Consider the following 24,289-nt stretch of genomic DNA (forward strand, 5'->3'; position numbering starts at 1 on the left):
AAATCGGCGGCGGGCGATTACACTGTCAAAATGATTTTGACAATAAGGGCGATGAAATGCTGAATTTGCAGCGTCTGGCGATCTTCGCGGCGGTGGTGGAAGCGGGCAGCTTTACCGCGGCGGCGGCGGCGCTGGGGCAAACCAAGGCGGTGGTGAGCTTTAACGTCAAGCAGCTGGAGAATGAGCTGGGGGTGTCACTGCTGGCGCGCAGCACCCGCCGATTGTCGCTGACCGATGCCGGCGAACGCTTCTACCAGCGCAGCCTGCAGCTGTTGCAGGAGGCCGAGAACGTGCTCGACGACGTGCGACGCGATCATCACGGGCTGAGCGGCGTGCTGCGTATCACCAGCACGCCTGAGTATGGCGCGCAGGTCGTGGTGCCGGCGCTGGCGGCGTTTTCGCGGCAGCATCCGCGCCTGCGCATCCAGCATGTGTCTTCCTCTTATCATGCCGATCTGATCTCTGAGCGCTTCGACGTGGCGATCCGCCTGGGCCAGCTGGCGGATTCCAGCCACCGCGCGGCGCTGATCGACAGCTTCGCCATCTTTCCGGTGGCGGCGCCGAATTATCTGGCCGAGCGGCCGATTCATTCGCTGACGGATCTGGCGCAGGCGCAGTGGATCGCCCACAGCCGGCTCAGTTCGCCCCTCAGCTGGCAGGTGGTCACGCCGCAGCGCGACGCGGTGCTGTTCAAGGTCGCGGATGCGGCGACGCTCACCGGCGACAGCGCCGCCGCATTGCTGGCGTTCGCCCTGCATGGCGCCGGGGTAGCGCTGCTGCCGGCGTGGCTGGCGCAGCCCGACATCGACGCCGGCAGGCTGCAACGGTTGCTGCCGGATCACAGTTTCCCCGAGCAGAGCATCTATGCGCTCTACCCGAACACGCGCCACGTGCCGGAGAAGGTGCGGGCGTTTATCGATTTTCTGCGTGCGCGGGTGGCGGCAAACCGTTAGCGAGATAATAATTCGTTATCACTCTCTCATTTATCATCAAATCTCGTCGGGGTATGCTGGCAATCTCTGTCTACCCCGTCCGATGCGAGCCGCCTTCGATGACCGCAGAAAATAACCTCCAACTGAACCGACGTATTTTGTCCGTGGTGATGTTCACCTTCGTCTGCTACCTGACCATCGGCCTGCCGCTGGCGGTGTTGCCGGGGTTTGTGCATGACCACCTGGGCTACAACTCGGTGCTGGCGGGCCTTATCATCAGCGCGCAGTACTTCGCCACGCTGTTCAGCCGCCCGCATGCCGGGCGTTACGCCGATCAGTTGGGGCCGAAGAAGGTGGTGCTGTTCGGCCTGGCCTGCTGCGGCGCCAGTGGCCTGTTTTACGCGCTGGCGTTCGGCGTTGACGGTTGGCCGTGGCTCAGCCTGCTGCTGCTGTGCGTGGGGCGGGTGTTTCTCGGCGTCGGCGAAAGCTTCGCCAGCACCGGTTCCACGCTGTGGGGCATCGGCCGGGTTGGGGCGATGCACACCGCGCGGGTGATCTCCTGGAACGGCGTTGCTACCTACGGCGCGATGGCGGCCGGCGCGCCGCTCGGCGTGTATCTGAATCAGCAGTGGGGCTTGGCCGGGGTGGCGGCGCTGATCGTGCTGGCGGTCGCAGTGGCGCTGCTGTTGGCGAGCGGCAAGCCGGACGTCTCGATCGCCGCCGGGCAACGCATCGCCTTTCGCGCGGTGTTCGGCCGCATTTGGGCCTATGGTCTCGGGCTGGCGATGGGCACCGTCGGCTTCGGCGTGATCGCCACGTTCATCACCCTTTACTACGCCGACAAAGGCTGGAGCGGCGCGGCGTTTTCGCTGACGCTGTTCAGCTGCGCCTTCGTCGGCATTCGCCTGATCTTCAGCAATGTCATCAACCGCCATGGCGGGTTGAAGGTGACGCTGGCGTCGTTTCTGGTTGAGATCGTCGGGCTGCTGTTGATTTGGCAGGCCGGCGAGCCCTGGATGGTGCAAACCGGCGCATTGCTGGCCGGCGCCGGTTTTTCGCTGGTGTTCCCGGCGCTGGGCGTTGAGGCGGTGAAACAGGTGCCGCCGCAGAATCAGGGCACGGCGCTCGGTACCTATTCGGCGTTCCTCGACCTGGCGTTGGGCATCACCGGCCCGCTGGCCGGGCTGCTGATCGGGCAGGCGGGCGTGCCGTCGATTTATCTGGCGGCGGCGCTGCTGGTGGCGCTCGGGGTGTTGCTCACTCTGCGCCTGCTGCAGCGCAGCCGGGTCTGATTCAGGAATAGTCCGAAACCCGGATTCCTCCCCAGAAAATCATTGTTTCGGTGAATGATTACGGTAAGGTCGCTCAGCGGTCCAGAATGAGAGGAGGAATCGATGTATTTACGGCCGGATGAAGTGGCTAAAGTGTTGGAGAATACCGGCTTTGAGCGTGATTATGTCACCGATCAGGCCTATGGTTACCGCAAGGGTGCACACTACGTGTATGTGAATCGCGAAGCGCGGATGGGCAGAACCGCGTTGGTGATCCACCCGGCGTTGAAAGAGAAAAGCGTGCATTTCGCCACGCCGACCTCGCCGGTGCGCACCAGCGAGCAATATCTGGAATTTCCCCTGGATTTAAGCAGCGACGCGCCGAATCAGCGTTACGGCATCGCACACGGCTTCAGCTCGCGCGAAGCGCTGTCGCGTTACCTCTACAGCATGTTCCTGTAAACGGTCCCCCGCCAGGGGGACGCTATCAGCCGTGGGCCAACGCTTCGCGGTTGAAACGCTCGTTGTAGGCGCGGCGGAACTGCGCCAGTTCAAACGCATCGATATCCAACTCGGCGAAGTAAAACAGCGCCGCTTCGGTGTGCTCGGCGTGCAGCTCCGGCGACAGCCCGGCGCGCATCAGCACGTCGCGCCAATGGCCAATCTGCTCGTCGTCCGCCTGTTTGATGAACGTCAGGTAGATGAACAGCAGGTAAGCGGCCTGGTGCATCTCTTCGGTATAGCCGTTGTTCAGCATGCGGATAAAGGTCTGGCTTTGGCGGCCGCCCATTTCCTGGATCATCGATTCGATCAGCATCGGTTTGACCCTTAGCAGATGGGCCAGCGAATCGATGGCTTTACGGGTGTCGGACGTCAAAATGCGGTAACCGATGATGAATACGACGATCAGGGCGGCGAGGATGATCCAGGTCATTTAGGCTTTATTACACTCTCAGTACGCCAGAAGAGGGGCGGGAGGCGCTGTGCGACAGCGCCCGCTATCAATGCTGTTCGCCGCTGAAATTACCGACCGCGCTCTGTTGGCGCAGGTGGTGATTGAAGGTGGCCGCGTCTTTGGCCAGCGCGTCCAGATGGGCGCCGAGCATTTTGATCTGCTTGACCAGCGCATGCTGCTCCGGCACCGAACTGGCGGTGCTCAGTTTGCGCGCCAGTTGTTCATTCTGCGCCCGCAGCGCGGCTTCGCGCTGTTTGGCTTCTTCCAGCAGTTGCTGCAGCGCCTGGTAGCTCCGCTGCCATTCGCGGTGTTGCCGTTCGAAGCTGCTCTGCAACTCATTCATCGCATTTTGAAACTGGATTTCCAGCTCGCGCATTGTCATGGGCTCGATCCTTTGCGGCACTCAATGATGGCTTAGCAGTATAGCGAAAACTGCTCGCAAGCTCACCCGTTGACGACAATTGAGACAAATGCCGCTGACAATTCCCGGCTTGCAACCGCGCCAAGGCGTCTTACAATCGTCCCCATCCCCGGCCGTAAAGGCTGCCGTTCAAGAGAGGTGGAACATGAGCGAGCAGGAAAAAGACTTTTTTGAACAGGCGATGGCAGACGTGGTGCCGCTGGCGAGCAGGCGGCAGACGCTGTACCTCAAGCCGCAGGAGGCGGTGGACAAAAGCGCGCGGCGCGAAGCGCAGCGGCTGCGGCAGGAAAACTTCCTCAGCACCGATTTCCTCGAGGTGATCCCCTGCGATCGGCCGCTGGAGTTCAAAGGGGAAGGCATTCAGCAGGGCGTGCTGGACAAGCTGCGCAATGGGCGTTACCCGCCGCAGGCGTCGCTGAATTTGCTGCGTCAGCCGGTTGAAGCCAGCCGGCAGGCGCTGTTCCGCTTCATTATGCAGGCGGAGGCGCAAAACCTGCGTTCGCTGCTGATCGTGCACGGCCGCGGGCGGCAGAACGAAAGCCATCCGAATATCGTGCGCAGTTACGTCGCCAAATGGCTGGCGCAGTTTGAACAGGTGCAGGCGTTTTGCCGCGCCTTACCGCGCGACGGCGGCGAGGGCGCCTGCTATGTCACGCTGCGTAAATCGGCGCAGGCCAGGGCGGAAAACTTTGAGCGCCACGCCAAGCGCAGCCGGTGAAAGGATAGCCGAAATAAAATGGCCGGCGCATATCGCCGGCCATCGATGAATTATTTATTAAATATTTTATAGTCCAGCGAATAACGGCCGGCGCCGGTTACCGCTAGCAACAGCAAACCACCAATGATGCTGATGTTTTTAAAGAAGTTGATTTCGTTGCCCATCATTTCCATACCGGTCATTTTCCAGAACGGATGGCCGATAAACGCGGTGCCCAACACATACAGGGCGAAAATGACCGCGATAGGCCGAGTAAACAGGCCGAGAATAAGCGCGATGCCGAAAATAAACTCCACCACCACGGCAACGATCGCCGCCAAATAAGGCATCGGCGTGCCATAGCCTTCCATCGCCGTGACGGTCGCACCGAAGTTGACCAGTTTCATCCAGCCGAAAATGATAAACAGAACCATCAGTAGAATGCGGGACAGCAGAATTACGCCGTCTTTTGAGCTATCACCCATTTCGAACTCCTTAGCCACTGTCGGAATTATGTTGTCTTGCTGATTAAAGATTAGAACAATTTACGGTTTTTTCTAGCTGCGACGGGCGGTTGCGCCACTTTTTTCGGCGGACGAGAGGCGTGGTGAAGCCGGCGGCATTGCCTATACTTGAGCCTGGAGCAAAAACAATAAAACGGGCAATGTGAGGCCATGATGGATGAAGAATTGACCGCCGCCGGTTACCGCCGTTATTCCGGCGACAAGATTGACGTTTATTTTAACAGCGCGATATGCCGCCATTCCGCCAACTGCGTGCGTGGCAACGCGGCTATTTTTACCCTGAATCGCCGGCCGTGGATTATGCCGGACAATGCCGACGCGGCCGAAGTGAAACGCGTTATCGATACTTGCCCCAGCGGCGCACTGAAATATAGGGAGAAATAATATGGATCATAAAATACTGGCGGACGAGAAGCGTTTTTATATCAATGACGAGCACGGCAAGTTGATCGCCGAGATCTCTTTCGTGCCGAGCGGCGACAAGCTGACCATTATCGATCACACCTGGGTGGATGAGTCATTGAAGGGGCAGGGCGTCGGCAAAAAGCTGGTGGCGTTGGTGGTGGAGAAAATGCGCGCGGAGCAGCGTAAAATCATTCCGCTGTGCCCGTTCGCCAAGCATGAGTTCGATACCACCCCAGCCTACCAGGACATTCGCGCCTGAGGCGATAACGGGGCGCGGGGCGCGCCCCGATCATTCAGCAGACGCCGAAATCGCCGTCTTCGTGGTACAGCGCCACCTCGTTGGCCTGCACCTCCGTACGCTGTTCTTTACCCAGTTCATTCCAGCTGCAAACCAGGGTTTCGCCGTCGATCGCCACCACGGTCATCTTCGGGCCGCCGGTGGTGCGTTGTACAAAATCACCGATATTGAATGCCATGCGTTCCTCCACAACAGATTAAACCTCATCTATTGATAACACAGAATGGCGCCGCCGTTGGCAGGTGTTTCGTTATGTATTAAATTATACAGCGATTATCACCAGGGAGAGCAGACTAACATGCCGGGATTATTGATGTTTTATGTGGGCGGTACGGCGCCGGGCGCCAATATTGAGTTGCACGACGTGCAGTTCGCGGCGGCGGATCGGCCGGAAGAAGCGTATCCGCTGCTGCGCGAAAAGTGGTTCGGCGATAAGCGCAAGGTGCATGTCGACGGCTATGCGCGCATCGACTGGGCGGACGGTTACGACGTGAGTCTAGAGCCTGCGCCGTTTACCGGTGAAGAGAAGCTGTTTTTCGTCAACGTGGGCGGCTACCGCAGCGATGAGCTGGCGGAATTGCACCAGTTCGGTCTGTTTGTGGCGCGCTCCGCCGACGAGGCGAAGGAGAAAGCCAAACGGGCGCTGCTGACGGACAGCGCGCAGCAGCACAAAGATGATCTGGCTGAGGTGGACGACTGCCTGCTGCTGCAGGCGCTGCAGGGCTACCACGTTCATCTGCGCGCCAACCCGCACGGCGAACCGGCCCGGCCGCTGTGGCAGGGGTATCTGCCGATCGGCGAACCCGCGTTATAACGCCGCTTCGAACACCCGCGGCAGGTTGAGATCGAGGCGTTTCAAATCCAGATGCATGATATTCATTGCCTGTTGATGAAAATGCCGTTCATGCAGCATGAGAGGCGCTGTATGCTGGCAAGCACGGCCATCAACTCACACGGGACTTGCCATGACCATTGAGATTTACCCGGCGCAAAAAAGCGACGCCAAACTGATTCTGGATATGATTATCGAGCTGGCGGTGTACGAAAAGGCGCGCGAGCAGGTGCGGGCCAGCGTGGAGGACATCGAACGCAGCCTGTTTGGGCCGGGCGCCTGTTCCGAAGCGCTGATTTGTACGGTAAACGGCGAGCCGGCGGGTTATGCGGTGTTCTTTATGAGTTACTCCACCTGGTTGGGTAAAAACGGCATCTATCTGGAAGACCTGTACGTGGCGCCAAAGCATCGCGGCGCGGGCGCCGGTAAAACGCTGCTGCGGCACATCGCCCAACTGGCGTGCGAGCGGCAGTGCGGCCGCCTGGAGTGGAGCGTGCTGGACTGGAATCAGCCGGCTATCGATTTCTACCTCAGCATCGGCGCGCAGCCGCAGGGCGAGTGGGTGCGTTATCGCATGGAGGGCGAGGCGCTAACGCACTTCGCGGCGCACGGGGCGGCGCTGCCGGTACAATAGCCGTTGGGGGGAGGCGGCCTCCCCAACTGTGGTGGTGTGAACGGTTTACTGCGGATAAATCAGGCGGGTTTGCGGGCGGCGAGAATGAAGATCATCGGGCGTTCCTGCTCTTCGTCCAGCGCCGGGGTAGCGGCGATTTGCTGCGCGCTGGGGCCCCATTCGTTCAAATGCTGGATGATAAACCCTTGCTGCGCCAGCGGGTTGATATAGCTGCCGAGTGTGCGGTGCTGCTTGATGACGCCTTCCGCCAGCCAGTTGGAGACGCGCCGGCCTTCCCGTTGGTAGCCGTTGACCGGCCAGGATTTCTGCCCGTTGCCGTCGGTCAGCCAGCCCTGCTGCGCCGGGGCGGTGTAGATCGGGTGCTCGGCGGTGAAGATGAACTGCCCGCCGGGTTTCAGCGCGGCGTACACCGTGGCGAACAAGGCGGCCAGATCCTCGAGGTAGTGCAGCGTCAGCGAGCTGTAGACCAGATCGTAACTTTCCGGCGGCAGCTGCAGCTGCGCCAAATCCTGCCGACGGTACTCGATACCCGCGTCGGCGGTCATCTCCCGCGCCTTGGCCAGCATCTTTTCCGAAACGTCCAGCCCCAGCACGCTGGCTGCGCCCTGTTCGCGCGCGCTGCGGCAGAACCAGCCGTAGCCGCAGCCGAGATCGACCACGCTTTTTCCCTGCAAATCCGGCAGGATGCGGCGGATGGCGGGCCATTCCGGCGCGCCGTCCAGGCCGTGCTGCGAGCGGCTGAGCTGCGCATAGCCGTCGAAGAAGGCCTGATTGTCATAGATATTTTGCGTCATGATGACTCCTTGGGGTGAATGACGGCGGCGGAATGCCGCTGCCATACCGTGCATATTGCTGCATAATTCTACGCTGACAACATGAATAACGGGAATGACGATGGACATGATTTCGGTGCGGCAAGCGCCCGAGCTGGCGCCGCGCGCCATTGCGTATTTTCAGCGGCACTGGGCCACGGCAGAGACGCTGATGATGTATGAAGACGCCATCAACCGCAGCCTCGGCGCCGCCAACCCGCTGCCGCAGTGGTACCTGCTGATGGAAAATGACCAGATCCTCGGCTGTGCGGGGCTGATTACCAACGACTTTATCAGCCGTGGGGAATTGTATCCCTGGCTGTGCGCGCTCTACGTAGAAGAGACGCAGCGTGGCAGGGGCTACGGCGCCAAACTGATTGAGCATGTAGCGGCGGAAACCCGCCGGCTGGGCTTCTCGCAGCTGCACCTGTGCACCGATCTGGAAGGCTACTACGAGCGCAGCGGCTTCGTTTATAACGGGCTCGGCTATCACCCCTGGGGCGAAGCCTCGCGGGTCTACTCGCGGGCGCTGTGATCGCCCTCGCCGGGGGCGGGTAAGACAAACCTGACTTTTCTTTCACCTCATCGCGCATCGCGGGTTACACTGGCCGCTTGTTCGCCACCGACCGGGTTAATTCGCCGCCGCGATGAGAGTGCCACGTCAGCTACAGCAACGCTTTACCGCCTGCATCGCCATTATGGCGGTGCTGTTGCTGTTTGTGGCGCCGGTGGTGTCGAAATCGCTGATGCACCACCCGATGATGGGCGGCATGGCTCAGACGGACGCCGCCATGCCGCACGACATGCACGGGATGGCGATGCCCGCCGCCGAGCATGCCGGCCACCACGGCATGGACCCGGCGGAGATGATTTTCTGCGGCTATTGCGAGCTGCTGATCCACGTGCCGCTGCTGCTGTGGACATTCGTCCCGCTGCTGTGGCTGATGGCGCGTATCGCGCGCCTGCCTTGCGCGCCGCGCATCGTTTCTCCGCCCCTTCGGCGCCTTACTCTGCGGCCGAGCCCGCGCGGGCCGCCCGGCCAGCCGTTTTTCCCTATTGCTTGATCATGGGTAACGCCGTCCGTATCGCTGCGGACGGTTTGCCTGCGCGCACAGTTTGAAAAACGAGAAAGGCCATGTCTTCAATAACCAAAACTCCACCTGCCGCATCGCCGCGTGGCGCGATGCTGAACCTGATCAGACGGCTGCATTTTTATATCGGCCTGCTGGTCGCACCTTTTATTCTGGTCGCTGCACTGTCCGGCACGCTGTATGTGCTGACCCCGCAGCTTGAAGAGGCGCTGTATCGCGATGCGCTTTTCACCGAACCGCACGGGCAGGCGAGATCGCTGGCTGACCAGATCGCCGCCGCCCGCCGTGCGGTGGGTGACGAGGCGCGCATTTACGCCGTGCGTCCGGCGCCCGGCGCAATGGACACCACGCGCGTACAGTTCGCGGGCGCCGATCTGGGCGCTTCTGAGTCGCGCGCGCTGTTTGTCGACCCTTATACCCTGGCGATCAAGGGCGATATGACGGTGTACGGCACCTCCGGCGTGCTGCCGCTGCGCACCTGGCTGGACAAGCTACACAGCAGCCTGCTGCTTGGCGATCTGGGGCGCAACTACAGCGAGCTGGCGGTCTCCTGGCTGTGGGTGGCCGCGCTGGGTGGCGTGGCGCTGTGGCTGGCGACGCGGCCGAAGCGCAAGCTGAAAAGGGCAAAAGGGGGCTTCGCCGCCAGCCGCCATTGGCATATCACGCTGGGCGTGGCGCTGCTGGCCGGGCTGCTGTTCTTCTCGGCTACCGGGTTGACCTGGTCGCAGTGGGCCGGCAGCAACATCGACGCACTGCGGGCCAACCTGGGCTGGCTGACGCCGCAGGTCAACACCAGCCTGCAGGCCGATGCGCCGCAGACGCCGGCCGATCCGCACGCCGAGCACCGCGGGATGATGCCGGGCATGAAGATGGGCCCTGCCGCGCAGGCCAATGCGTTGAACGGTGATTGGGATCGGGCGCTGCACGCTGCGCGCGCCGCCGGGATCGACGCCGCCAAGGTCGAGCTGCGCCAGCCGAAAGGCGAGGGCAAAGCCTGGACGGTGACCGAAGTGGATCGCAGCTGGCCGACGCAGGTGGACGCGGTCGCCATCGCGCCGCAAAGCTTCGCCGTCATCGATCAGGTGCGGTTCGACACCTTCCCACTCATCGCCAAGCTGACCCGCTGGGGCATCGACGCCCACATGGGCATTCTGTTCGGCTTGCCGAATCAGCTGCTGCTGGCGGCGTTCGGCCTCGGGCTGTGCCTGATGATTGCGCTGGGTTACCGCATGTGGTGGAGTCGCCGCCCGGCGGCGGGGGCGCAGCATCCGGTGCATACGCTGGTTGCCGCCTGGCTGGCGCTTTCCCTGCCGGCGCGCGCCGGCACGCTGCTGGTGGCTTCCGCACTGGGTTATTGCCTGCCGTTGATGGGCGTGAGCCTCGCGGCGTTGCTGCTGGTAGACGTGTGGCGCTGGCGCGGCCAACGGCAAGGCCACCGGGACGAAACGCCGGAGGCGGCCGCCCGCCGCGCCGAGGTGCGCAAGTTCCGCGCGGCGGTGGCGACGGTGGCGCTGGCGGTCGGTTGCGTGATGGGCCGAGCGATACTCGGCGGCACCGTCGAGCAATTCCAGCTGCCGATCGGCGCCTGGAGTGCCCAGATGGTGATCATGCAGAGCCTGATGGTACTGCTGTATACGCTGGTGTTCACCCTGCTACTTTCCATTCCGCAGTGGTATTTCTTCCTGGGGGAGAAAGAGGGGCGGTGAGGTATTTTGCGCCGACATGAAGCGTTCAACCCCGCTGCGGCGGGGTTTTTCTTGGTTATATCAGCCGGTGGGCGTGCAGCTTAACGCTCTCCATGATGCTGTCCATCGTCACCTGCACGCGGTGCGGCAACACGCCGCGCCGGCGGTAGATCAGGTAGGCCTGTATATCGATGCCGCGCTCGCGCGCCAGGCAGGGCTGTAGGGTACCGGCATCCAGCTCGGCGGCGACGGAATAGTACGGGGCGTAGACGATGCCCAGGCCCTGTTTGGCCAGCTCGATCGCCGGCAGAATGTTATCGCAAACGCTGGCGCCGCCGATCTCGATCTGTACCAATTCCCCCTGCGCACTGTAGCCGCTCCAGGTATTGCGGATGCCGCCCAGCATGCGCAAGGTAATGCAGCGATGCTGCGACAGTTCATCCAGCTCATTCAGCGGCGAGCGGGCGATGTAATCCGGCGCGGCGAACAGCCCGACGCGAAAACGGGTAAAGGGCCTGGCAATCAGGCTTTCGTTTTGCGGCTGGAAAAAGCTGATCAGCAAATCGCAGTCGCTGTCGAATACTGCGCCATATTTTTTCTCGCGTTCGTCGGGGTTGCGGGTTACCAGATCGACAGTCAGCGCCGGCGCAGCGTGCAGCAGCGGCGGCAGCAAATAGCTGGCCAGGAAAGCGTGGATGCCGATCGGCGCGCCGAGCGTGACCATGCCGTTCAGGCTGCGCTTATAGGTGCCGGCCATATCGAGCAGATCGCTATGCTCGTTCAGCAACTGCGAGGCGCGGCGCAAGAATTGTTCGCCGAACTCGGTCAGTGACAGAGTGCGCGGGCCGCGCAAGAACAGCTCCAGCCCGAGCCGCCGCTCCAGCGCGGTGAGGGCGCGCGACACGTTAGACTGCGGCATATCCAACAGCTGCGCCGCTTTGCTGACGCTCGCCGTTTCGGCAATGACGCGGACAATCCTGAGTTCTTCAATGCGGAAGTCTTTCTCTTTCACTGGCCGGCTCTTGTGAGTTTGTATATCAAAAATGATATACACCTTTGGCGGCATTGTCATATGACTTATCGCGGACGGCTGGGTATCATTCGATTTGATTATTTGCTATCCACCAAAATAAAGAGAAACCCGTCAATGAAAGTGACAAGAGCGGTTATTTTGCCTGCGCTGTTATTACTGGCCGCGTGTTCTTCCGCCGTGACCGAAAAAGAAAAGTACTCGACCTTTTTGACCAATTATAACGATATCAATAAAGGTCAATCCGCGTCCGGCAAAGACGTTTTATATTGGAAGGATAAGAACGTCGATTTTTCCCGTTATCAATATCTGGTTTATCAACCGATGATCTATTTCCCGCGGCCGAAACCGAGCGAGATGGTGAGCCAGCGCGCACTCGACAATATCCTGAATTACACCAACCAGCAGTTTAAGCAGGCGATGGGTACCCACTTTACGCTGGTGGATATGCCGCGCGAGCATACCCTGATTTTCCGTGGCGCCATCACGGCGATCGACACGCAGAAGAAAGGGCTGCAGATCTATGAAGTCTTGCCGATCACCCTGCTGATCGCCGCGACGCAAAGCGTAACCGGGCACCGCACCATGGAGAGTGCGGTCTATATGGAAGGCGAGTTTGTCGATGAGGCGACTAATCAGCCGGTCATTAAAGTGGTGCGCAAGGCTTCAGGGGAAAATCTCAATAACGAGAAAGCGCAGCTTAAAGTCACCGACGTGAAGAATGCCATCGATACCATCGCCAACGATATCAGACAATATAACACGCTATAAACCTCGTTTATTTCCGCTACGACCAACCAGGGCTTTACATGTTTCTTAATTATTTTGCTTTAGGCGTACTGATTGCGGTATTCCTGATTTTATTCTACGGCGTCATTATTATTCATGACATTCCCTATTTGCTGGCCAAAAAGCGCCAGCACCCGCATCAAGATGCGATTCACGTCGCCGGCTGGGTTAGCCTGTTTACGCTGCACGCTATTTGGCCACTGCTGTGGATCTGGGCGACGCTCTATCGGCCGGAACGCGGCTGGGGCATGAGTGAGAAGGCAGAACCTTCAACGGACCTGCAGGCGCGCATCGCGCTGCTCGAAGCCGAATTGCAACGCCTGCAGGAAAAGCCGACGGCGGTTTCCGGCCCTACGGTAAGTTGAGCGTAACCTATGGATTTGCTCATTATTCTCAGCTACGTGGCGCTGAGCTACGGCGTATTTAAACTGTTCCGCATTCCGGTTAATAAATGGACCGTGCCGACCGCCATGCTCGGCGGGATCGTTATCGTCGGCGCGTTGATTCTGACGATGAACTACAACCATCCGTACAGCGATCGGGCGCAGAAAATTGCCGTTTCTGTGCCGATGGTGCCGCAGGTCTCGGGCATGATCGTAGAGGTGACGGAGAAAACCAACGTGCTGCTGCGCAAAGGCGAGGTGCTGTTCCGTCTTGACGACAGCCGCTACCGTGCGCGGCTCACCAGGCTGGAGGCGGATCTGGCCGGGGCAGAGGCGGAGATCAGAACGCGTCGGGCAGCGCTCAGCGAGTCCGCCGCCAACGTGCAGCGGGCGAACGCAGAGTACGAGCGCGCCCGTAAGGACTACCAGCGCTACGCGAAAGGGGCGGCGATGCCAGTCAACCCGTTCTCGGAGCAGGACGTCAGCCATGCGCAGCAGCAGTACCAGGCGCAATCCGCCGCGCTGCAGGCGGCGAAAGCCCAGTTTCAGCAGGAACAGGCGCGGTTGTCCGGGCGCTATGACGGCGAAGACGCCACGATAGCCAGCCTGAAATCGCAGATTGCCGAAGCGCGTTACAACCTGGAACAAACGGTGGTGCGTGCGCCGAGCGATGGCTATGTCACGCAGGTGCTGGCGCGGCCGGGCACGGCGGCGGTGCGCTTGCCGTTCAAACCGGTGATGATCTTTATCCCGCAGCAAAAGCGCCAGGTGGTGGCGGTATTCCGCCAGAACGCCATCCTGCGCTTGGCGCAGGGGGATCAGGCTGAAGTGGTGTTTAACGGTTTGCCGGGACAGGTTTATGGCGGCACCGTGAGCCGGGTGTTGCCGGCGATACCGGACGGCAGCTACCAGGCCAGCGGCGCACTGCAGGGCCTGAGCGCCACGCCGGGCCGGGAAGGGGTGTACGTGATGATCGATCTGGCGGCCAACCCGGATCTGGATCATCTGCCCGACGGCGTGAGCGCTCAGGCGGCGGTCTATACCGGGCACTTCGAGCACGTCTCCGTGATGCGCAAAGTGCTGCTGCGCATGACCAGCTGGCTGCATTACCTCTATTTGGATCACTAATCTTTGTCGGCCTAGGGAAACCTGGGCCATAGTGTAAGTATCTCTGCAAACACCCCGATAAGCTGAAGAGATTGAAAATAATTTCAGTATTTTTCAGTTTTTGGATCGCGTAGCGTTATGGTTGAAAATCATATGGAAAGGCCGCCAGAACGCAGCGGGCCAGCACCCGCAAAGATCGCAGGGGAAAAGCGCCTGTACGATGTAACTGAAGAATGCGTGAATTGGTAATCGCGTTCTGGTTTGGTTATTCTCTGAGCTGGGCACATTTTGCTTAAGGAAAGTGAATGGACGCAAAGCAAGTTGCATATGGAATTTTGGATGGAATTTCGACTATTCCCAGCGGGATGTATCATGGCGTTGTTCGCACTTGGCAGGGGGCTGGATTGGCTGGTAGTAGCCTCAAGACTAGAAACCAAGAAGAAACAGAACGTTTCGCCCGTATGGTTAAGTCGATGGGTAACAGTGAAGAACCCTTACGACGCCTGATTACTATTGTGATCACTGATTTCTATCAGAAATTAGACGCTAGCGGCAAAGAGTCCATCAATAATAAACTAGCCTATGGTGTCGGTCGTCTTGGTGGGCGAACTGGGGGCCAATTTGCATTGGCGCAATTTGCGGCTCACATGATGCTAAGGAAAGCGACCTCTGCATTAGCGTATAAACAATTTGTACGCTTTGGCGCTTCGTTCACTCTTAACCTTGTAATGTTACAGGGACTTATCGAAGAGGCAGCCCAAGCATCCCGACGAATGCAAGTTAAGTTTCCTCAAACATACCGGAAGGTGTCGGCGTTAAATTTAGATATGGCATATTTCTTGGTTGAGGAGCAACTAGAGCCGTATCTCCAATTCATTAACAGCCACCCTATGCTTTGTAAAGGTATTCAGAATGAACTCTGCAAAATCCTCTCTAACCAGAAAACTCACTAAGTATATAGGGTTAGGTGCTTCGCATGCTTTGGAAGCGATAGTAACCGGCGTTTGCGCGATTGCTGCTTTCATGTCGCTGTTCCTACTTGATGGGGCAGTGATGAAGGTTGCTGGCTTTGTTGGTTTCTTCGTGGGTGGCTATCTAATCACCCTGGCGATTGCATGGCTGCGTGGGGACAGGTAACAAAGTGGCGACGTAATTTTCTTGTCGCCATTGCAAAGATTCCACTGTGCCAATCATTTCATCTACTGCATTCTGCTGGTACTTATCAGCGCCTTCTGGCGCTGGGGTAGGATCACTTTCAGGAAGTATTTATATTTGAACATAGTTCTTGAACAAGTGGGTTTACTTCATTACGCGAATCGACAGGCTATGCCGATTGCTAACCCGATGCCCAAAAACACTGTGACATGAATCAGTTAGAGTATATTTAAGGATTGGCATTTTTTAGCGAAGCGGTAATATGACTTGCCGTGTCAATTCTTTCTAATTGTGCCTCAACAGCATCAAGGTGGAAGGACTCGAGCTTACGGCGTGGCGCTAAGCTGCTACAGGTTGGCGCATCCCTATACGGATTGAGAGGAGCCACAATGTCAGCAGCAGACGCCACTACATCATTATCTGGGCAGATATCCCTTCGGTTTGTTGAGCTTTGCCAGTTCCGCCGACTTGGTAAGGTCCAACTTGAGATTGATCCTAAGACTACTATTCTCGTCGGTGCTAATAATAGCGGCAAAACATCAATTCTGGCAGCACTGCGCCACTTCCTTGCAGATGGCTCGTCATTTGGTGCTTTCGACATCAGTGTTTCTCAATGGCCAAAATTGCGGGAACTTGGAAGAGCTTGGGACGCATTAGAAGAAGACCCGTCTACGTCTGGCGCATCCGAAGGTGAATGGGAAGAGCAACTTGAAACCTTACTTTCGGCGATGCCAACGCTAGATCTATGGTTCGATGCTAAGGCCGGTATGTTCCATTATGTCTCCCCGTTCTTGTCAAAATTCAGTTGGAAGGGGGGCGGGGTAGGTGTCCGATTGCGTCTGGAACCTGCTTCGAACATTGAGGATCTGAAGCAGTTGGCTTGGAAGTATCACCTGACGAGAATACCTGTGAAGGATATGGGAAAGGATTCGCTTGCGTGGCCGATTGATCTTCTTGATTTTTGGCTGCGAGAACCTTCTCAACTCGGCCAAGTTTGGGCCTATAAGTTAGATGCCGATAACAACCCTTTGGACGGAATAAAGACCTACGTTAGCCAGGTACTGGATGCTGACTCTAGCCCAATTGATCGTAAGCATCTGCAGAAACTTATAAAAGTAGATTTTGTGGCCGCACAGCGTGGCCTTGGTAGTGAGGAAGCTGATTCCCGGTCTGCTTCTGGCCCCCATCGAATAGGTTTATTCTCCAATCAGCTTCTCAAATTTGCTCGACAGCATCTAAATGTGGCAGCAACAGGTCATGGGCACCGAGCTGACCTCATAAAAGCTGTTGCTGATGCCCAGCAGGAACTAGATAAAAAGATTCATGAGGCTATTGGACCATCGGTAGAAGAGGTTAAAGAGCTTGGGTACCCCGGCCTGCACGACCCCCAAGAGATTCGTTTCCGCACCCGCATACAGACAGCCGAATTACTCGACCATGGGACAGCTGTTCAATACAGCATGCAGAAGGATTCACTAGAAGAACTTCTTCCGGAATATTCCATTGGTCTCGGTTATCAGAATTTACAGTCCCTTAGTTACCAACTAGTTTCTTTCAAAGCTGCTCGCTTAAATCCTGAAAAGGGCGCTCCAGCTCCTGTTCATCTGGTTATGATTGAGGAGCCCGAGGCTCATTTGCACGTACAGGTACAGCGTATTTTCCCGGGGAAGGCACATAAGCTAATCAGTCCTAACGGTAGCAATGAGTCAGGTCTTAAAAGCCAATTGATTATCAGTACTCATTCTAGTCATCTAGCACATGCTGAAAATTTTGACCGGCTACGATATGTTCGCCGTATTGCTAAGAGTGAAGAACAAAACATGCCTACCACTGAGGTGGTTAATCTTGGGCAAGTTTTTGGTGATGATAAAACGACCCGTCAATTCGCTGAACGTTATTTTCGCGTTCAACACACAGATCTTTTATTTGCCAATGCTGCAATCTTTGTCGAGGGGGTTGCTGAGCGAATGCTGTTACCTCTTTTCATTGAAAGAGATTTTGCAACACTCAACAGTCGCTATCTGTCCTTCCTAGATATTGGTGGCAGCCATGCTCATCGGCTAAGATCTCTCGTTGAAAGACTCCGTATTCCAACTGTAATTATTACTGATATCGATCCAGTTGAAGAAAGACCAGGTAAGCCTAAAAAAAATGGGGATCCGACTACAACCTTAGTTGCTGTAGCTAATACAGGACAACCCGGACTGCAATGTGGGAACCCGACTCTTCGCGGATGGCACCCTAAGCTGCAACAGCTTGAGGATTTCAAGAACCCGAAAAATGAGCATCTTGTCTGGAAAGAAATTGCTGAATGTTCTGTACGTTTTGCATGGCAGTTGCCTGTAGCCGAAGCTGATGGTCAATGGCCAAGTACTTTTGAAGACTCTCTAATTCTTAGAAATATCCCTTGGTTTAAGCAACTTATTGATGAAAAAGTCGATGGCGATGGGAAGCAAATCAAACCGCCGAAGGGTGCGCTGGGCTCAGTAGCAAGAGAGGTCGCTGAAAATGATAATATTCCAGAACTACTCGCGGCTCTGCATAAATTAATGCATGGATCTTTTAATAAAGGAGACTTTGCCGCAAGTATCTTTGAAATGGTTGCTGCGGATGAGCCGATAGTCTGCCCTAAATATATCGTGGATGCATTGGAATGGCTCCAGACACAGCTTGAGCCAGGCAAGGAGGTGATGCCATGACTAACTCACCAATCCTTGACGGCAATGATCGCGATGCAGGAGTAGTTGAAGAGATCTGCGGCTACCTTACAGACATACCACCTCGTAACTACTTCCTTTTTGCAGGTGCTGGTTCTGGTAAAACACGAACTTTGGTAGAAGTTTTACGTCGCCTTACTGGTGTGACTGAGCATGAGAAGGGGGGACAATTAGCACGCTCCCTGAAGATGTATGGGCGTTCGATTAGAGTTGTGACCTACACCAAGAATGCTGTGTCTGTAATCAACGGACGTCTTGGGGACAATAATTTAGTCAGTGTGTCTACCATCCATTCGTTTTGCTGGGAGTTAATTAATGGGTTCAACGATGACATTCGCGAGTCCCTTATAGCATTAAAAGAAGCTCAACTCGCTAAAGAGACCGCAGAGGCACAAGCGAAACCGAAGGGTATTACTGCAGCAAAACAGCGTGACCTTGACGAAATCACGAATGAAATTGAGGATCTTCGGACAACAGAAGTATTCAATTACCATCCTGATCGCAATACATATGGGCCTGGCGCACTACCGCACAATTACGTACTCGATGCGACAGCTTGGTTGCTTCAAAATAAGCCAACACTCCAATCCATTCTTAAAGATCGACATCCAATAATATTGATTGATGAGTCGCAGGACACGATGAAAGGTGTATTGGACTCCTTGATGGTGCTTGCCAAAAAACGGGAGAGAGATTTGACTCTTGGTCTGCTGGGAGATCATCGACAACGAATTTATATGGATGGTCATGCCGATCTTCCAAGCATTGTTCCGGAAAGCTGGGCAACGCCTGAGTTACAAATGAATCATCGCAGTCAACGACGGATAGTCACGCTGATTAATAAAATCTGGGAAACAGAACTTGAAGGCAGGACGCAACCAACAAAGGGTTCAGCACAACATCCCCGAACGGAAAAAGCTGGTGGAACGGTTCGGCTCTTCTTGGGGGATACATCACGAAGTCCAGAGGATAAAGTGCTTAGTGAACGCTGGTGCGCAGAGCGAATGTTTCAAATTAGTGGTATAGCAGATTGGAATCAAGGGCAATATCAGTTGCTTGCGCTTGAGCATAAGCTTGTCGCCACTCGTGGCTCGTTTCTTGATGTTTATGAGGCAATGGTTTTGTTAGATCCCAACGCTGCAGCACCATCTGGCAGTGGGGACAATAAGGGGCCTTCAACAGTACAAATTTTGCTTAATGAGCTGGCGCATTTAGAAGCCTGTGTCAGTAATGAAGGAATCGTTAATGAGTTTAAGGCCACCGAGGTTTTTCGACGTTATGGCGGTTTAGATAATATGCCTGAGGACTCAGATGCAAGAGTTTACCGTACTGATGAAATGCTTGAGGCGATAGCGGTATTTGCAATGGCTTGCGCCAACCCTGAGTCAACGGTCGCTGAAGTATTAGCACCAGTTTTAAATGCAAAATTATTTGAAGTAGATCATCGCCTTCAGGAGGCTTATGCCGACAAGTCACCAGCCCCGCCAGCACCTGGACGAGGTGAGGATGAGTCAAAGCAAACAAGAGTCCGCCGTGGATGGTGTGCACTGTTTGCTGCGCCATGGAAACAACTTAAGTGCTATCGGAATTACCTTGCTGGGATTTCTGAGCTCGCAACACATCAGGTAGTTAAAGGCTCTGAGTTCAAGCACGTCATGGTTGTAATGGATGATGCTCTTGCTGGTGGAAATCTCATTAAGTACGACAAATTTTTTGGTGGTGCGGAGTTAAGTCCAACAGATAAAAAGAATGCAGAGTCTGGTAAGGAGACAACAATAGATCGGACTTTACGCTTGCTGTACGTGACTTGCAGCCGTGCGCAAGAATCGCTCGCCTTAGTGCTTTGGTCGTCCGATCCAACTGCCGCAATGGCTCGAATCGAGGAGAGCATGTGGTTTACTAAAGATGAAATACAGGTCATTCCAGAGTGTCTGGTCACCGGCCTTAGTCGCTGAATTCATAGTAACTATGTTACTTATGCCTATGATCGTAAAATAACATTTTGCTTGAACATTTACCTAAGCCGTAAGCGCTCTAAGAGACAGTAATGAAAAACACAGTGACAGATAACACCCCGAAAAAAACTAAACAATCTGAACAAGAGGGGGAGGGGCAAAACAAAAAATCCGCGGTAGGGGGGAGTGCCGCTGAGCGAGGGTTAGATTTTCAAGCTCGCGTTATCGCAATCACGATGATTTATCTGCTGTCAGAACGAAAAATAACCTGGTTAAGCGATATCCTTAACGATGTTCCATGCCTAGTTGATGCTGAAACAGGGGGACCTGGTGACGACATTTCATTACTCACCAAAAACGGAAAAACAGTTGAAATTCAGGCTAAACGTGGCCTGAGAAGCGGCACCGATTTGTGGGAGGCGCTTAATGCTTTGGTACAAGCGATCCATAAAGAAGAAATTAATTCAGGAGTGTTGGTTGTCTGTCCTAATAGTAGTGCAACGATACGTACAAATCTCGCAGAGAACATTATACGTATTGGTACAGGAAGGAAGGATGGACTCCATAAAATCGGCCACGAGTTCGTTGAAAAATCTGGACTCAATATTGAAGAGCTAACCCGTGTATGTAATTCTCTGCGAATTATTACAGTTGCTGCAGTCGAGGGAAACAATAGTGAAGAAACCAATGCTATTAACCAGCTTCAACAACTATTCTGCGAGCCTTATCAAGCATGGGGCATGCTTGTTGAACACGCTCGGAAACTCATCAGGATACGGGGTAGGGTAACAATATCTTCTTTACTGAATGAATTCAGACTTAACAATTTAGACATTAAAACTAATTCCATTGACTGTGGAATTCAGCTAAGAGCAACAATCTCTAAATGGTTTGAGGCAAGCTATTCGCAATTCAGTATTCCCGGCCAAGTTAAACCTGTTTCACTAAAGTCCTGTTGGATCCCACTAAAAACCGCAGTCATTAAGGATCTGGAAACGTTTCCTAATGACTTATCACAGGCTCTAGTTAATTATCACAGCTATTCAGCGGGCAACCGGCACTCAAGTCAAAAGTTCGATGCCTGTACCTTGGGAAGATACATTAAAAAAGGAATAATTATTGGTGGTCCAGGGATAGGCAAATCGATGCTCCTCCGCCGTATTGGAATTGAGTATGCATCAGAATGCTATCTGGTGTTACTAGCTTCCCTTACAAGAATAGCTTCTTTAATTAAACATAAAGGGATTCCTTTTGAAGAGGCGTTGGTTGACGTCGCACTTAGTGATTCGGGATTGACCTATCGAACTGTTGATTTGCAGGATGCGGTCATTTTATGTGATGGGCTTGATGAATGTGGTTCAAGTCAAAAAACAATTACCGATGCATTGCATAGATTTGCTGTGGCCTATCCCAAAGCAAGAATCTTACTTACTAGCCGCCCTGTGGGTTATCAGCCTGGGTTACTTGCTGAGTGGAGACATTATGAGCTTCTTCCTCTGGAAGACTCTCAGGCAGATGACGCTATTACACAAGTAATGGCCGCACTTAATTTTGACAGCTCCGAGGCTCGATCCCAAGCACTCGTTCACGCGAAAGAACAGATGAAGTCCCAACATCTGAAGGGGGTTGCTGCCAGAAGTCCACTAATTCTGACGATGCTGGCATCCTTGTCTTCAAAAGGAATTGAACCCGGTACCTCCCGTAGCTCGCTGTACAGACAGTTATTTAAATTACTTGAGTCATTTCCTTCAACGCGTTCTGTCAATTCTCTACCAACAGCGGCTGATCGGAACTGGTTTATCAATTTGTTAGGATGGGTTTTGCTAGAGCATGGAACAGAACCTTTTGATACAACATCCGAGCGTTGTGTTTCTGAGTGGCAAAATGAAACTCAAGGGAGCCGACTCGATTGCATGAACAAGGTTGATGCCTGCTTTAATTACTGGGAGTCTGTGGGAGCTATCGAACGAGTACATACTTTAGATCAAGAAGCGGTGACTTTTGTGCATAAAACGTTTGCTGAGTATGCTGCTGCAGTTTTCATCAAAGGACAGCCGCATAATGCGCAACGTGATTTACTAATAAAAGTTATACGGCATGAATCAAAACGTGAGACGCTTTCTTTTGCAAGTCACCTTGGTCTGGTTCAAGAGATTCTTGATGTATGGAGTGAATTGATAGTCAATGGCGATACTGCAGCGACAAAAGGATTACGAGAAGCACACAAAATTATTATTGACGCGGGGTTACCAGTAACGCCAGAGTCACTAAGTGTTTTTGCTGATTGTTGCTGGAAAGCTGCGACATCATCTATAAGTTTGTTTAACGCAGGAGATTCGCTTTGCCAAATTGCAGAACAAAACTGGGATGTTGTGCGCGATCATGTGACTTCAAACCTCAACTCACAGGATGGCTGGCTTTGGCTTGTCGCTTGGGGATGCCTCCTGACAGGTTCCCCGGATGAGGTCAGCTATCATGATGCGGTAACTGTATTGAATAGTATAAAGTCGAAATGGCCAATACGACTGCAAAAAGGAAACTCTATCTTTGATTTCATTTCTGGTCAGCACGTAAAAAACTGCATCGTTTTAGGCGCAGCAAAGGTTATCCTACGAGATCCTAAAGAAGCAGGACTGGTCGTTCTCACTGCCATAATAGATAAAGGAAGAGGCGTTTCAGCCAGCTGCCTTCTGCAGCTTCTGAAACTCTATCAAGAGGCGGGTATTGAGTTAGAAAATGAGGTGTCTCGTTATTCGTTCCTGAACCAAGATTTTATGAATGCATACGACGTAATTGATCGGGAGTGTTTAAATTTCCTATCTCTATTAGCCGACGAGTATGACGTTTCGGATCAGAATGATATTTTGCCAGAGAAGATGATTGAGCTTGGCGCATTTATGACAGTATCTGGTTTTCATCAACTGTCGTTAAGTGGATTACATCGTTTAGGATGTTTTAATGAAGATGTCGTTTATCTACGCATATTTCTGTATCAAGTTGCCAGGTCCGTAGGACTTGAGCCTGAAAAAATAAAGTATCAAGCCGCTATGTTGAAAAAACACGGTCTCAGTAACAAATCGGTACTCAATTCCTATTTTTTCCGGCTACCTGTTGTCGATATAGATTTGGCTCCTGAAAAAGTTGAAATTGACGAGTCCGATTTTGATAGTTTGTGTTCGTTAATTTTACTAGACCATGAGTACTACAGTGTTTTAGCAGCACTCGTTCTACATGAGCACATCAGTCATCCACGCGTCTTGGAATGTATAGAAAAAATCATTATGAGAGGTCATGGACTGGCCTTGTATTTAGCTGTCGAGCTCATAAAAGACATGTCTGAATCGAAATGGCAGGAATTTATCCTCCACCGGCTGGAAACATCTATTCCTGACAAAGGTTGTTCATATCTATACGATGCACTCATTTCCCCCTTCGACTTGCGTCATGAGAAAATTGTAAAGCAAGGGCTGCGAAATGAATCTATGGACATTGCAATCGCTGCCGCAAAATTTGCGACCAAACTCCCACCATCTAAAGCATTATTGATTGAGCTTCGGATTATTTATGAAGATTGGAAACAGCTGGAGAAAACTTCTCCAGATGGAGTCGGAATTGATTCGGATAGCCCTCGGGATGTTCTTGCTCAGATTTTAATGCAGAATTTCAGTCAGAATGATGTGGAGCTCATTCTGGATATGGTGCAGGAGAAGCGCAGTCCCATCCGCAGTGCAGGTGAGAAAGCATTGCTCGATGCTTTGGCTGAATCTGTCGATTTACAACAAAACCTCACGAATTGGGTCAGTGAAGGAGCCTGTAAAGGCAAATTGTTAGGTAAGATTATCAGTAATATCAATTTAAATGCTAAGACAGTAATGGAGCTTGTTCCGTTTCTTAAGCATCAGTCTGCAGAGTTACGTTTTGCGTGCATGGCACTTCTTAACAGACGATATCTCAATAATGATCAAATCGAAATGTACGCACGAGAGCTTTTAACGGATTCAGAAGTTGAAATCAGGGAAAATGCACTTTCAGTGCTGTCTTCTTTGACTCTCAATGATACCAACTGAATCGCCGCTGGTTCAACAGACACCTAATAGTCATTTAAAGTGGTTTAAAGTGAGGTGACCATGTGAGGTAAGCATTATCCTAAGGAGTTTAAAATTATAGCGGCCAAACAGAAAGTTAATAATGGTCACTCTATTCCTTGCTTGGTAGCACGATCTAGTATTTCCACCTACTGCTTTTATTCTTGGATCAAAGTATATGGTTCGGATTTCTTCCTTAACAAAGTCTAGCAAGATGCTCAATCTGAGATCCGATGGTCAAGTGGGATACTGACGAATAGTACATATTAGGGATACTTACATCGCGAACTCACAATTCATCAATGATGGGACCTATATCGAGCAAGGGTGGGTTTTTAGATAGTTTGGGGAATGCAAGAAAAATTGTTGTAAAAACTAATTTTTACACGTCAAAAAAAGATTGAATTAGATATTTACCGTAGAGATAATTTTTATTAGTTTGAAAATTACAAATTCACTTAATCCAGGATGTTATATTTTGGGCATTTTTCAATGCCCAAAATATAGCTAC

25 protein-coding genes are annotated in these 24,289 nt (G+C 53.7%); 19 read left to right on the top strand and 6 right to left on the bottom strand.

Annotated elements, in window-relative coordinates; translation table 11 throughout:
- Nucleotides 1-56: 56 nt before the first annotated feature.
- The 3 genes from ACUTQY_RS20450 to ACUTQY_RS20460 all read left to right on the top strand — a co-directional run bounded on the left by ACUTQY_RS20450 (nt 57) and on the right by ACUTQY_RS20460 (nt 2,665).
- Nucleotides 57-953 carry a LysR family transcriptional regulator gene (locus ACUTQY_RS20450; protein ID WP_046687698.1) on the top strand — a complete coding sequence of 299 codons (897 nt, stop codon included), beginning with the start codon at nt 57-59 and terminating at the stop codon, nt 951-953.
- A gap of 98 nt (nt 954-1,051) precedes the next feature.
- The gene (locus tag ACUTQY_RS20455) at nt 1,052-2,224 is read left to right on the top strand and encodes an MFS transporter (RefSeq protein ID WP_033644144.1); all 1,173 of its coding nucleotides are present in this window, start codon (nt 1,052-1,054) and stop codon (nt 2,222-2,224) included.
- A 102-nt stretch (nt 2,225-2,326) separates the two neighbouring features.
- Entirely contained in the window at nt 2,327-2,665 is a 339-nt protein-coding gene (locus ACUTQY_RS20460) for a DUF2002 family protein (RefSeq protein ID WP_033644143.1), read from the top strand.
- A 25-nt stretch (nt 2,666-2,690) separates the two neighbouring features.
- On the opposite strand, the gene ACUTQY_RS20465 is transcribed toward ACUTQY_RS20460, so the two are convergent.
- Together ACUTQY_RS20465 and ACUTQY_RS20470 are read right to left on the bottom strand one after the other, a co-directional pair.
- Nucleotides 2,691-3,137 (bottom strand): DUF1198 family protein, encoded by a 447-nt coding sequence (locus ACUTQY_RS20465; protein ID WP_046687696.1) that lies wholly within the window; start codon nt 3,135-3,137, stop codon nt 2,691-2,693.
- A gap of 67 nt (nt 3,138-3,204) precedes the next feature.
- On the bottom strand, nt 3,205-3,540 hold the full coding sequence (locus tag ACUTQY_RS20470) for an MbeD/MobD family mobilization/exclusion protein (protein ID WP_033644141.1): 336 nt from the start codon (nt 3,538-3,540) through the stop codon (nt 3,205-3,207).
- A gap of 184 nt (nt 3,541-3,724) precedes the next feature.
- On the opposite strand from ACUTQY_RS20470, the gene smrA reads away from it, so the two are divergent.
- Nucleotides 3,725-4,297: a DNA endonuclease SmrA gene (gene smrA / locus ACUTQY_RS20475; protein ID WP_033651604.1), complete on the top strand. Its 573-nt coding sequence runs from the start codon at nt 3,725-3,727 to the stop codon at nt 4,295-4,297.
- Nucleotides 4,298-4,347: 50 nt separating this feature from the next.
- On the opposite strand, the gene ACUTQY_RS20480 is transcribed toward smrA, so the two are convergent.
- Nucleotides 4,348-4,761 carry a DoxX family protein gene (locus ACUTQY_RS20480; protein ID WP_016929826.1) on the bottom strand — a complete coding sequence of 138 codons (414 nt, stop codon included), beginning with the start codon at nt 4,759-4,761 and terminating at the stop codon, nt 4,348-4,350.
- 192 nt (nt 4,762-4,953) lie between these two features.
- Here ACUTQY_RS20480 and ACUTQY_RS20485 point away from each other — a divergent pair, with 192 nt between their 5' ends.
- Both ACUTQY_RS20485 and ACUTQY_RS20490 read left to right on the top strand, forming a co-directional pair.
- On the top strand, nt 4,954-5,184 hold the full coding sequence (locus ACUTQY_RS20485; RefSeq protein WP_016929825.1) for a (4Fe-4S)-binding protein: 231 nt from the start codon (nt 4,954-4,956) through the stop codon (nt 5,182-5,184).
- A 1-nt stretch (nt 5,185) separates the two neighbouring features.
- Nucleotides 5,186-5,464: a GNAT family N-acetyltransferase gene (locus ACUTQY_RS20490; RefSeq protein ID WP_033644139.1), complete on the top strand. Its 279-nt coding sequence runs from the start codon at nt 5,186-5,188 to the stop codon at nt 5,462-5,464.
- A gap of 34 nt (nt 5,465-5,498) precedes the next feature.
- Here ACUTQY_RS20490 and ACUTQY_RS20495 read toward each other — a convergent pair whose 3' ends face one another.
- Complete coding sequence (locus tag ACUTQY_RS20495; RefSeq protein WP_016929823.1) at nt 5,499-5,681, bottom strand: YodC family protein; 183 nt, start codon at nt 5,679-5,681, stop codon at nt 5,499-5,501.
- A 120-nt stretch (nt 5,682-5,801) separates the two neighbouring features.
- On the opposite strand from ACUTQY_RS20495, the gene ACUTQY_RS20500 reads away from it, so the two are divergent.
- Together ACUTQY_RS20500 and ACUTQY_RS20505 are read left to right on the top strand one after the other, a co-directional pair.
- Nucleotides 5,802-6,317, top strand: coding sequence for a DUF1543 domain-containing protein (locus ACUTQY_RS20500; protein WP_096242544.1), 516 nt, complete (start codon nt 5,802-5,804; stop codon nt 6,315-6,317).
- Nucleotides 6,318-6,468: 151 nt separating this feature from the next.
- The gene (locus ACUTQY_RS20505) at nt 6,469-6,969 is read left to right on the top strand and encodes a GNAT family N-acetyltransferase (RefSeq protein ID WP_033651602.1); all 501 of its coding nucleotides are present in this window, start codon (nt 6,469-6,471) and stop codon (nt 6,967-6,969) included.
- Nucleotides 6,970-7,028: 59 nt separating this feature from the next.
- On the opposite strand, the gene ACUTQY_RS20510 is transcribed toward ACUTQY_RS20505, so the two are convergent.
- Entirely contained in the window at nt 7,029-7,763 is a 735-nt protein-coding gene (locus tag ACUTQY_RS20510) for a class I SAM-dependent methyltransferase (protein WP_046687694.1), read from the bottom strand.
- A 100-nt stretch (nt 7,764-7,863) separates the two neighbouring features.
- Between ACUTQY_RS20510 and ACUTQY_RS20515 the strand changes: the two genes are divergently transcribed.
- The 3 genes from ACUTQY_RS20515 to ACUTQY_RS20525 all read left to right on the top strand — a co-directional run bounded on the left by ACUTQY_RS20515 (nt 7,864) and on the right by ACUTQY_RS20525 (nt 10,578).
- A complete protein-coding gene (locus ACUTQY_RS20515) occupies nt 7,864-8,316 on the top strand; it encodes a GNAT family N-acetyltransferase (RefSeq protein WP_080301930.1) in 453 nt (150 codons plus the stop codon).
- 112 nt (nt 8,317-8,428) lie between these two features.
- Complete coding sequence (locus ACUTQY_RS20520) at nt 8,429-8,845, top strand: DUF2946 domain-containing protein (RefSeq protein ID WP_203582798.1); 417 nt, start codon at nt 8,429-8,431, stop codon at nt 8,843-8,845.
- Nucleotides 8,846-8,916: 71 nt separating this feature from the next.
- Complete coding sequence (locus ACUTQY_RS20525) at nt 8,917-10,578, top strand: DUF2534 family protein (RefSeq protein ID WP_342188142.1); 1,662 nt, start codon at nt 8,917-8,919, stop codon at nt 10,576-10,578.
- Between the two features lie 55 nt (nt 10,579-10,633).
- Here the strand turns inward: ACUTQY_RS20525 and ACUTQY_RS20530 are convergent, their stop codons facing one another.
- Nucleotides 10,634-11,569 carry a LysR family transcriptional regulator gene (locus tag ACUTQY_RS20530; protein WP_342188143.1) on the bottom strand — a complete coding sequence of 312 codons (936 nt, stop codon included), beginning with the start codon at nt 11,567-11,569 and terminating at the stop codon, nt 10,634-10,636.
- Between the two features lie 135 nt (nt 11,570-11,704).
- Between ACUTQY_RS20530 and ACUTQY_RS20535 the strand changes: the two genes are divergently transcribed.
- From ACUTQY_RS20535 to ACUTQY_RS20570, 8 genes are all read left to right on the top strand, one after another.
- A complete protein-coding gene (locus ACUTQY_RS20535) occupies nt 11,705-12,358 on the top strand; it encodes a DUF3313 domain-containing protein (RefSeq protein WP_046687689.1) in 654 nt (217 codons plus the stop codon).
- A gap of 38 nt (nt 12,359-12,396) precedes the next feature.
- Entirely contained in the window at nt 12,397-12,741 is a 345-nt protein-coding gene (locus tag ACUTQY_RS20540; RefSeq protein ID WP_046687688.1) for a DUF3302 domain-containing protein, read from the top strand.
- 9 nt (nt 12,742-12,750) lie between these two features.
- Nucleotides 12,751-13,887, top strand: coding sequence for an HlyD family secretion protein (locus ACUTQY_RS20545; protein ID WP_046687687.1), 1,137 nt, complete (start codon nt 12,751-12,753; stop codon nt 13,885-13,887).
- A gap of 284 nt (nt 13,888-14,171) precedes the next feature.
- Nucleotides 14,172-14,819: a hypothetical protein gene (locus ACUTQY_RS20550; protein ID WP_180336644.1), complete on the top strand. Its 648-nt coding sequence runs from the start codon at nt 14,172-14,174 to the stop codon at nt 14,817-14,819.
- Nucleotides 14,779-15,003, top strand: a complete 225-nt coding sequence (locus tag ACUTQY_RS20555) for a hypothetical protein (RefSeq protein WP_072055854.1) — start codon at nt 14,779-14,781, stop codon at nt 15,001-15,003. Before ACUTQY_RS20550 ends, ACUTQY_RS20555 begins: the two co-directional genes overlap by 41 nt.
- Nucleotides 15,004-15,410: 407 nt before the next feature.
- The gene (locus tag ACUTQY_RS20560) at nt 15,411-17,720 is read left to right on the top strand and encodes an AAA family ATPase (protein ID WP_046687686.1); all 2,310 of its coding nucleotides are present in this window, start codon (nt 15,411-15,413) and stop codon (nt 17,718-17,720) included.
- A complete protein-coding gene (locus ACUTQY_RS20565; RefSeq protein ID WP_046687685.1) occupies nt 17,717-19,693 on the top strand; it encodes a UvrD-helicase domain-containing protein in 1,977 nt (658 codons plus the stop codon). Before ACUTQY_RS20560 ends, ACUTQY_RS20565 begins: the two co-directional genes overlap by 4 nt.
- 92 nt (nt 19,694-19,785) lie before the next feature.
- Nucleotides 19,786-23,760 carry an NACHT domain-containing protein gene (locus ACUTQY_RS20570; protein ID WP_072055853.1) on the top strand — a complete coding sequence of 1,325 codons (3,975 nt, stop codon included), beginning with the start codon at nt 19,786-19,788 and terminating at the stop codon, nt 23,758-23,760.
- Nucleotides 23,761-24,289 lie beyond the last annotated feature (529 nt).

The organism is Serratia sp. TSA_130.1 (assembly GCF_052691795.1).

Bases quoted from the DNA above. Each gene is read 5' to 3' on its own strand.
- ACUTQY_RS20450 (WP_046687698.1), top strand. From the start codon at position 57: ATGCTGAATTTGCAGCGTCTGGCGATCTTCGCGGCGGTGGTGGAAGCG.
- ACUTQY_RS20455 (WP_033644144.1), top strand. From the start codon at position 1,052: ATGACCGCAGAAAATAACCTCCAACTGAACCGACGTATTTTGTCCGTG.
- ACUTQY_RS20460 (WP_033644143.1), top strand. From the start codon at position 2,327: ATGTATTTACGGCCGGATGAAGTGGCTAAAGTGTTGGAGAATACCGGC.
- ACUTQY_RS20465 (WP_046687696.1), bottom strand. From the start codon at position 3,137: ATGACCTGGATCATCCTCGCCGCCCTGATCGTCGTATTCATCATCGGT.
- ACUTQY_RS20470 (WP_033644141.1), bottom strand. From the start codon at position 3,540: ATGACAATGCGCGAGCTGGAAATCCAGTTTCAAAATGCGATGAATGAG.
- smrA (WP_033651604.1), top strand. From the start codon at position 3,725: ATGAGCGAGCAGGAAAAAGACTTTTTTGAACAGGCGATGGCAGACGTG.
- ACUTQY_RS20480 (WP_016929826.1), bottom strand. From the start codon at position 4,761: ATGGGTGATAGCTCAAAAGACGGCGTAATTCTGCTGTCCCGCATTCTA.
- ACUTQY_RS20485 (WP_016929825.1), top strand. From the start codon at position 4,954: ATGGATGAAGAATTGACCGCCGCCGGTTACCGCCGTTATTCCGGCGAC.
- ACUTQY_RS20490 (WP_033644139.1), top strand. From the start codon at position 5,186: ATGGATCATAAAATACTGGCGGACGAGAAGCGTTTTTATATCAATGAC.
- ACUTQY_RS20495 (WP_016929823.1), bottom strand. From the start codon at position 5,681: ATGGCATTCAATATCGGTGATTTTGTACAACGCACCACCGGCGGCCCG.
- ACUTQY_RS20500 (WP_096242544.1), top strand. From the start codon at position 5,802: ATGCCGGGATTATTGATGTTTTATGTGGGCGGTACGGCGCCGGGCGCC.
- ACUTQY_RS20505 (WP_033651602.1), top strand. From the start codon at position 6,469: ATGACCATTGAGATTTACCCGGCGCAAAAAAGCGACGCCAAACTGATT.
- ACUTQY_RS20510 (WP_046687694.1), bottom strand. From the start codon at position 7,763: ATGACGCAAAATATCTATGACAATCAGGCCTTCTTCGACGGCTATGCG.
- ACUTQY_RS20515 (WP_080301930.1), top strand. From the start codon at position 7,864: ATGGACATGATTTCGGTGCGGCAAGCGCCCGAGCTGGCGCCGCGCGCC.
- ACUTQY_RS20520 (WP_203582798.1), top strand. From the start codon at position 8,429: ATGAGAGTGCCACGTCAGCTACAGCAACGCTTTACCGCCTGCATCGCC.
- ACUTQY_RS20525 (WP_342188142.1), top strand. From the start codon at position 8,917: ATGTCTTCAATAACCAAAACTCCACCTGCCGCATCGCCGCGTGGCGCG.
- ACUTQY_RS20535 (WP_046687689.1), top strand. From the start codon at position 11,705: ATGAAAGTGACAAGAGCGGTTATTTTGCCTGCGCTGTTATTACTGGCC.
- ACUTQY_RS20540 (WP_046687688.1), top strand. From the start codon at position 12,397: ATGTTTCTTAATTATTTTGCTTTAGGCGTACTGATTGCGGTATTCCTG.
- ACUTQY_RS20545 (WP_046687687.1), top strand. From the start codon at position 12,751: ATGGATTTGCTCATTATTCTCAGCTACGTGGCGCTGAGCTACGGCGTA.
- ACUTQY_RS20550 (WP_180336644.1), top strand. From the start codon at position 14,172: ATGGACGCAAAGCAAGTTGCATATGGAATTTTGGATGGAATTTCGACT.
- ACUTQY_RS20555 (WP_072055854.1), top strand. From the start codon at position 14,779: ATGAACTCTGCAAAATCCTCTCTAACCAGAAAACTCACTAAGTATATA.
- ACUTQY_RS20560 (WP_046687686.1), top strand. From the start codon at position 15,411: ATGTCAGCAGCAGACGCCACTACATCATTATCTGGGCAGATATCCCTT.
- ACUTQY_RS20565 (WP_046687685.1), top strand. From the start codon at position 17,717: ATGACTAACTCACCAATCCTTGACGGCAATGATCGCGATGCAGGAGTA.
- ACUTQY_RS20570 (WP_072055853.1), top strand. From the start codon at position 19,786: ATGAAAAACACAGTGACAGATAACACCCCGAAAAAAACTAAACAATCT.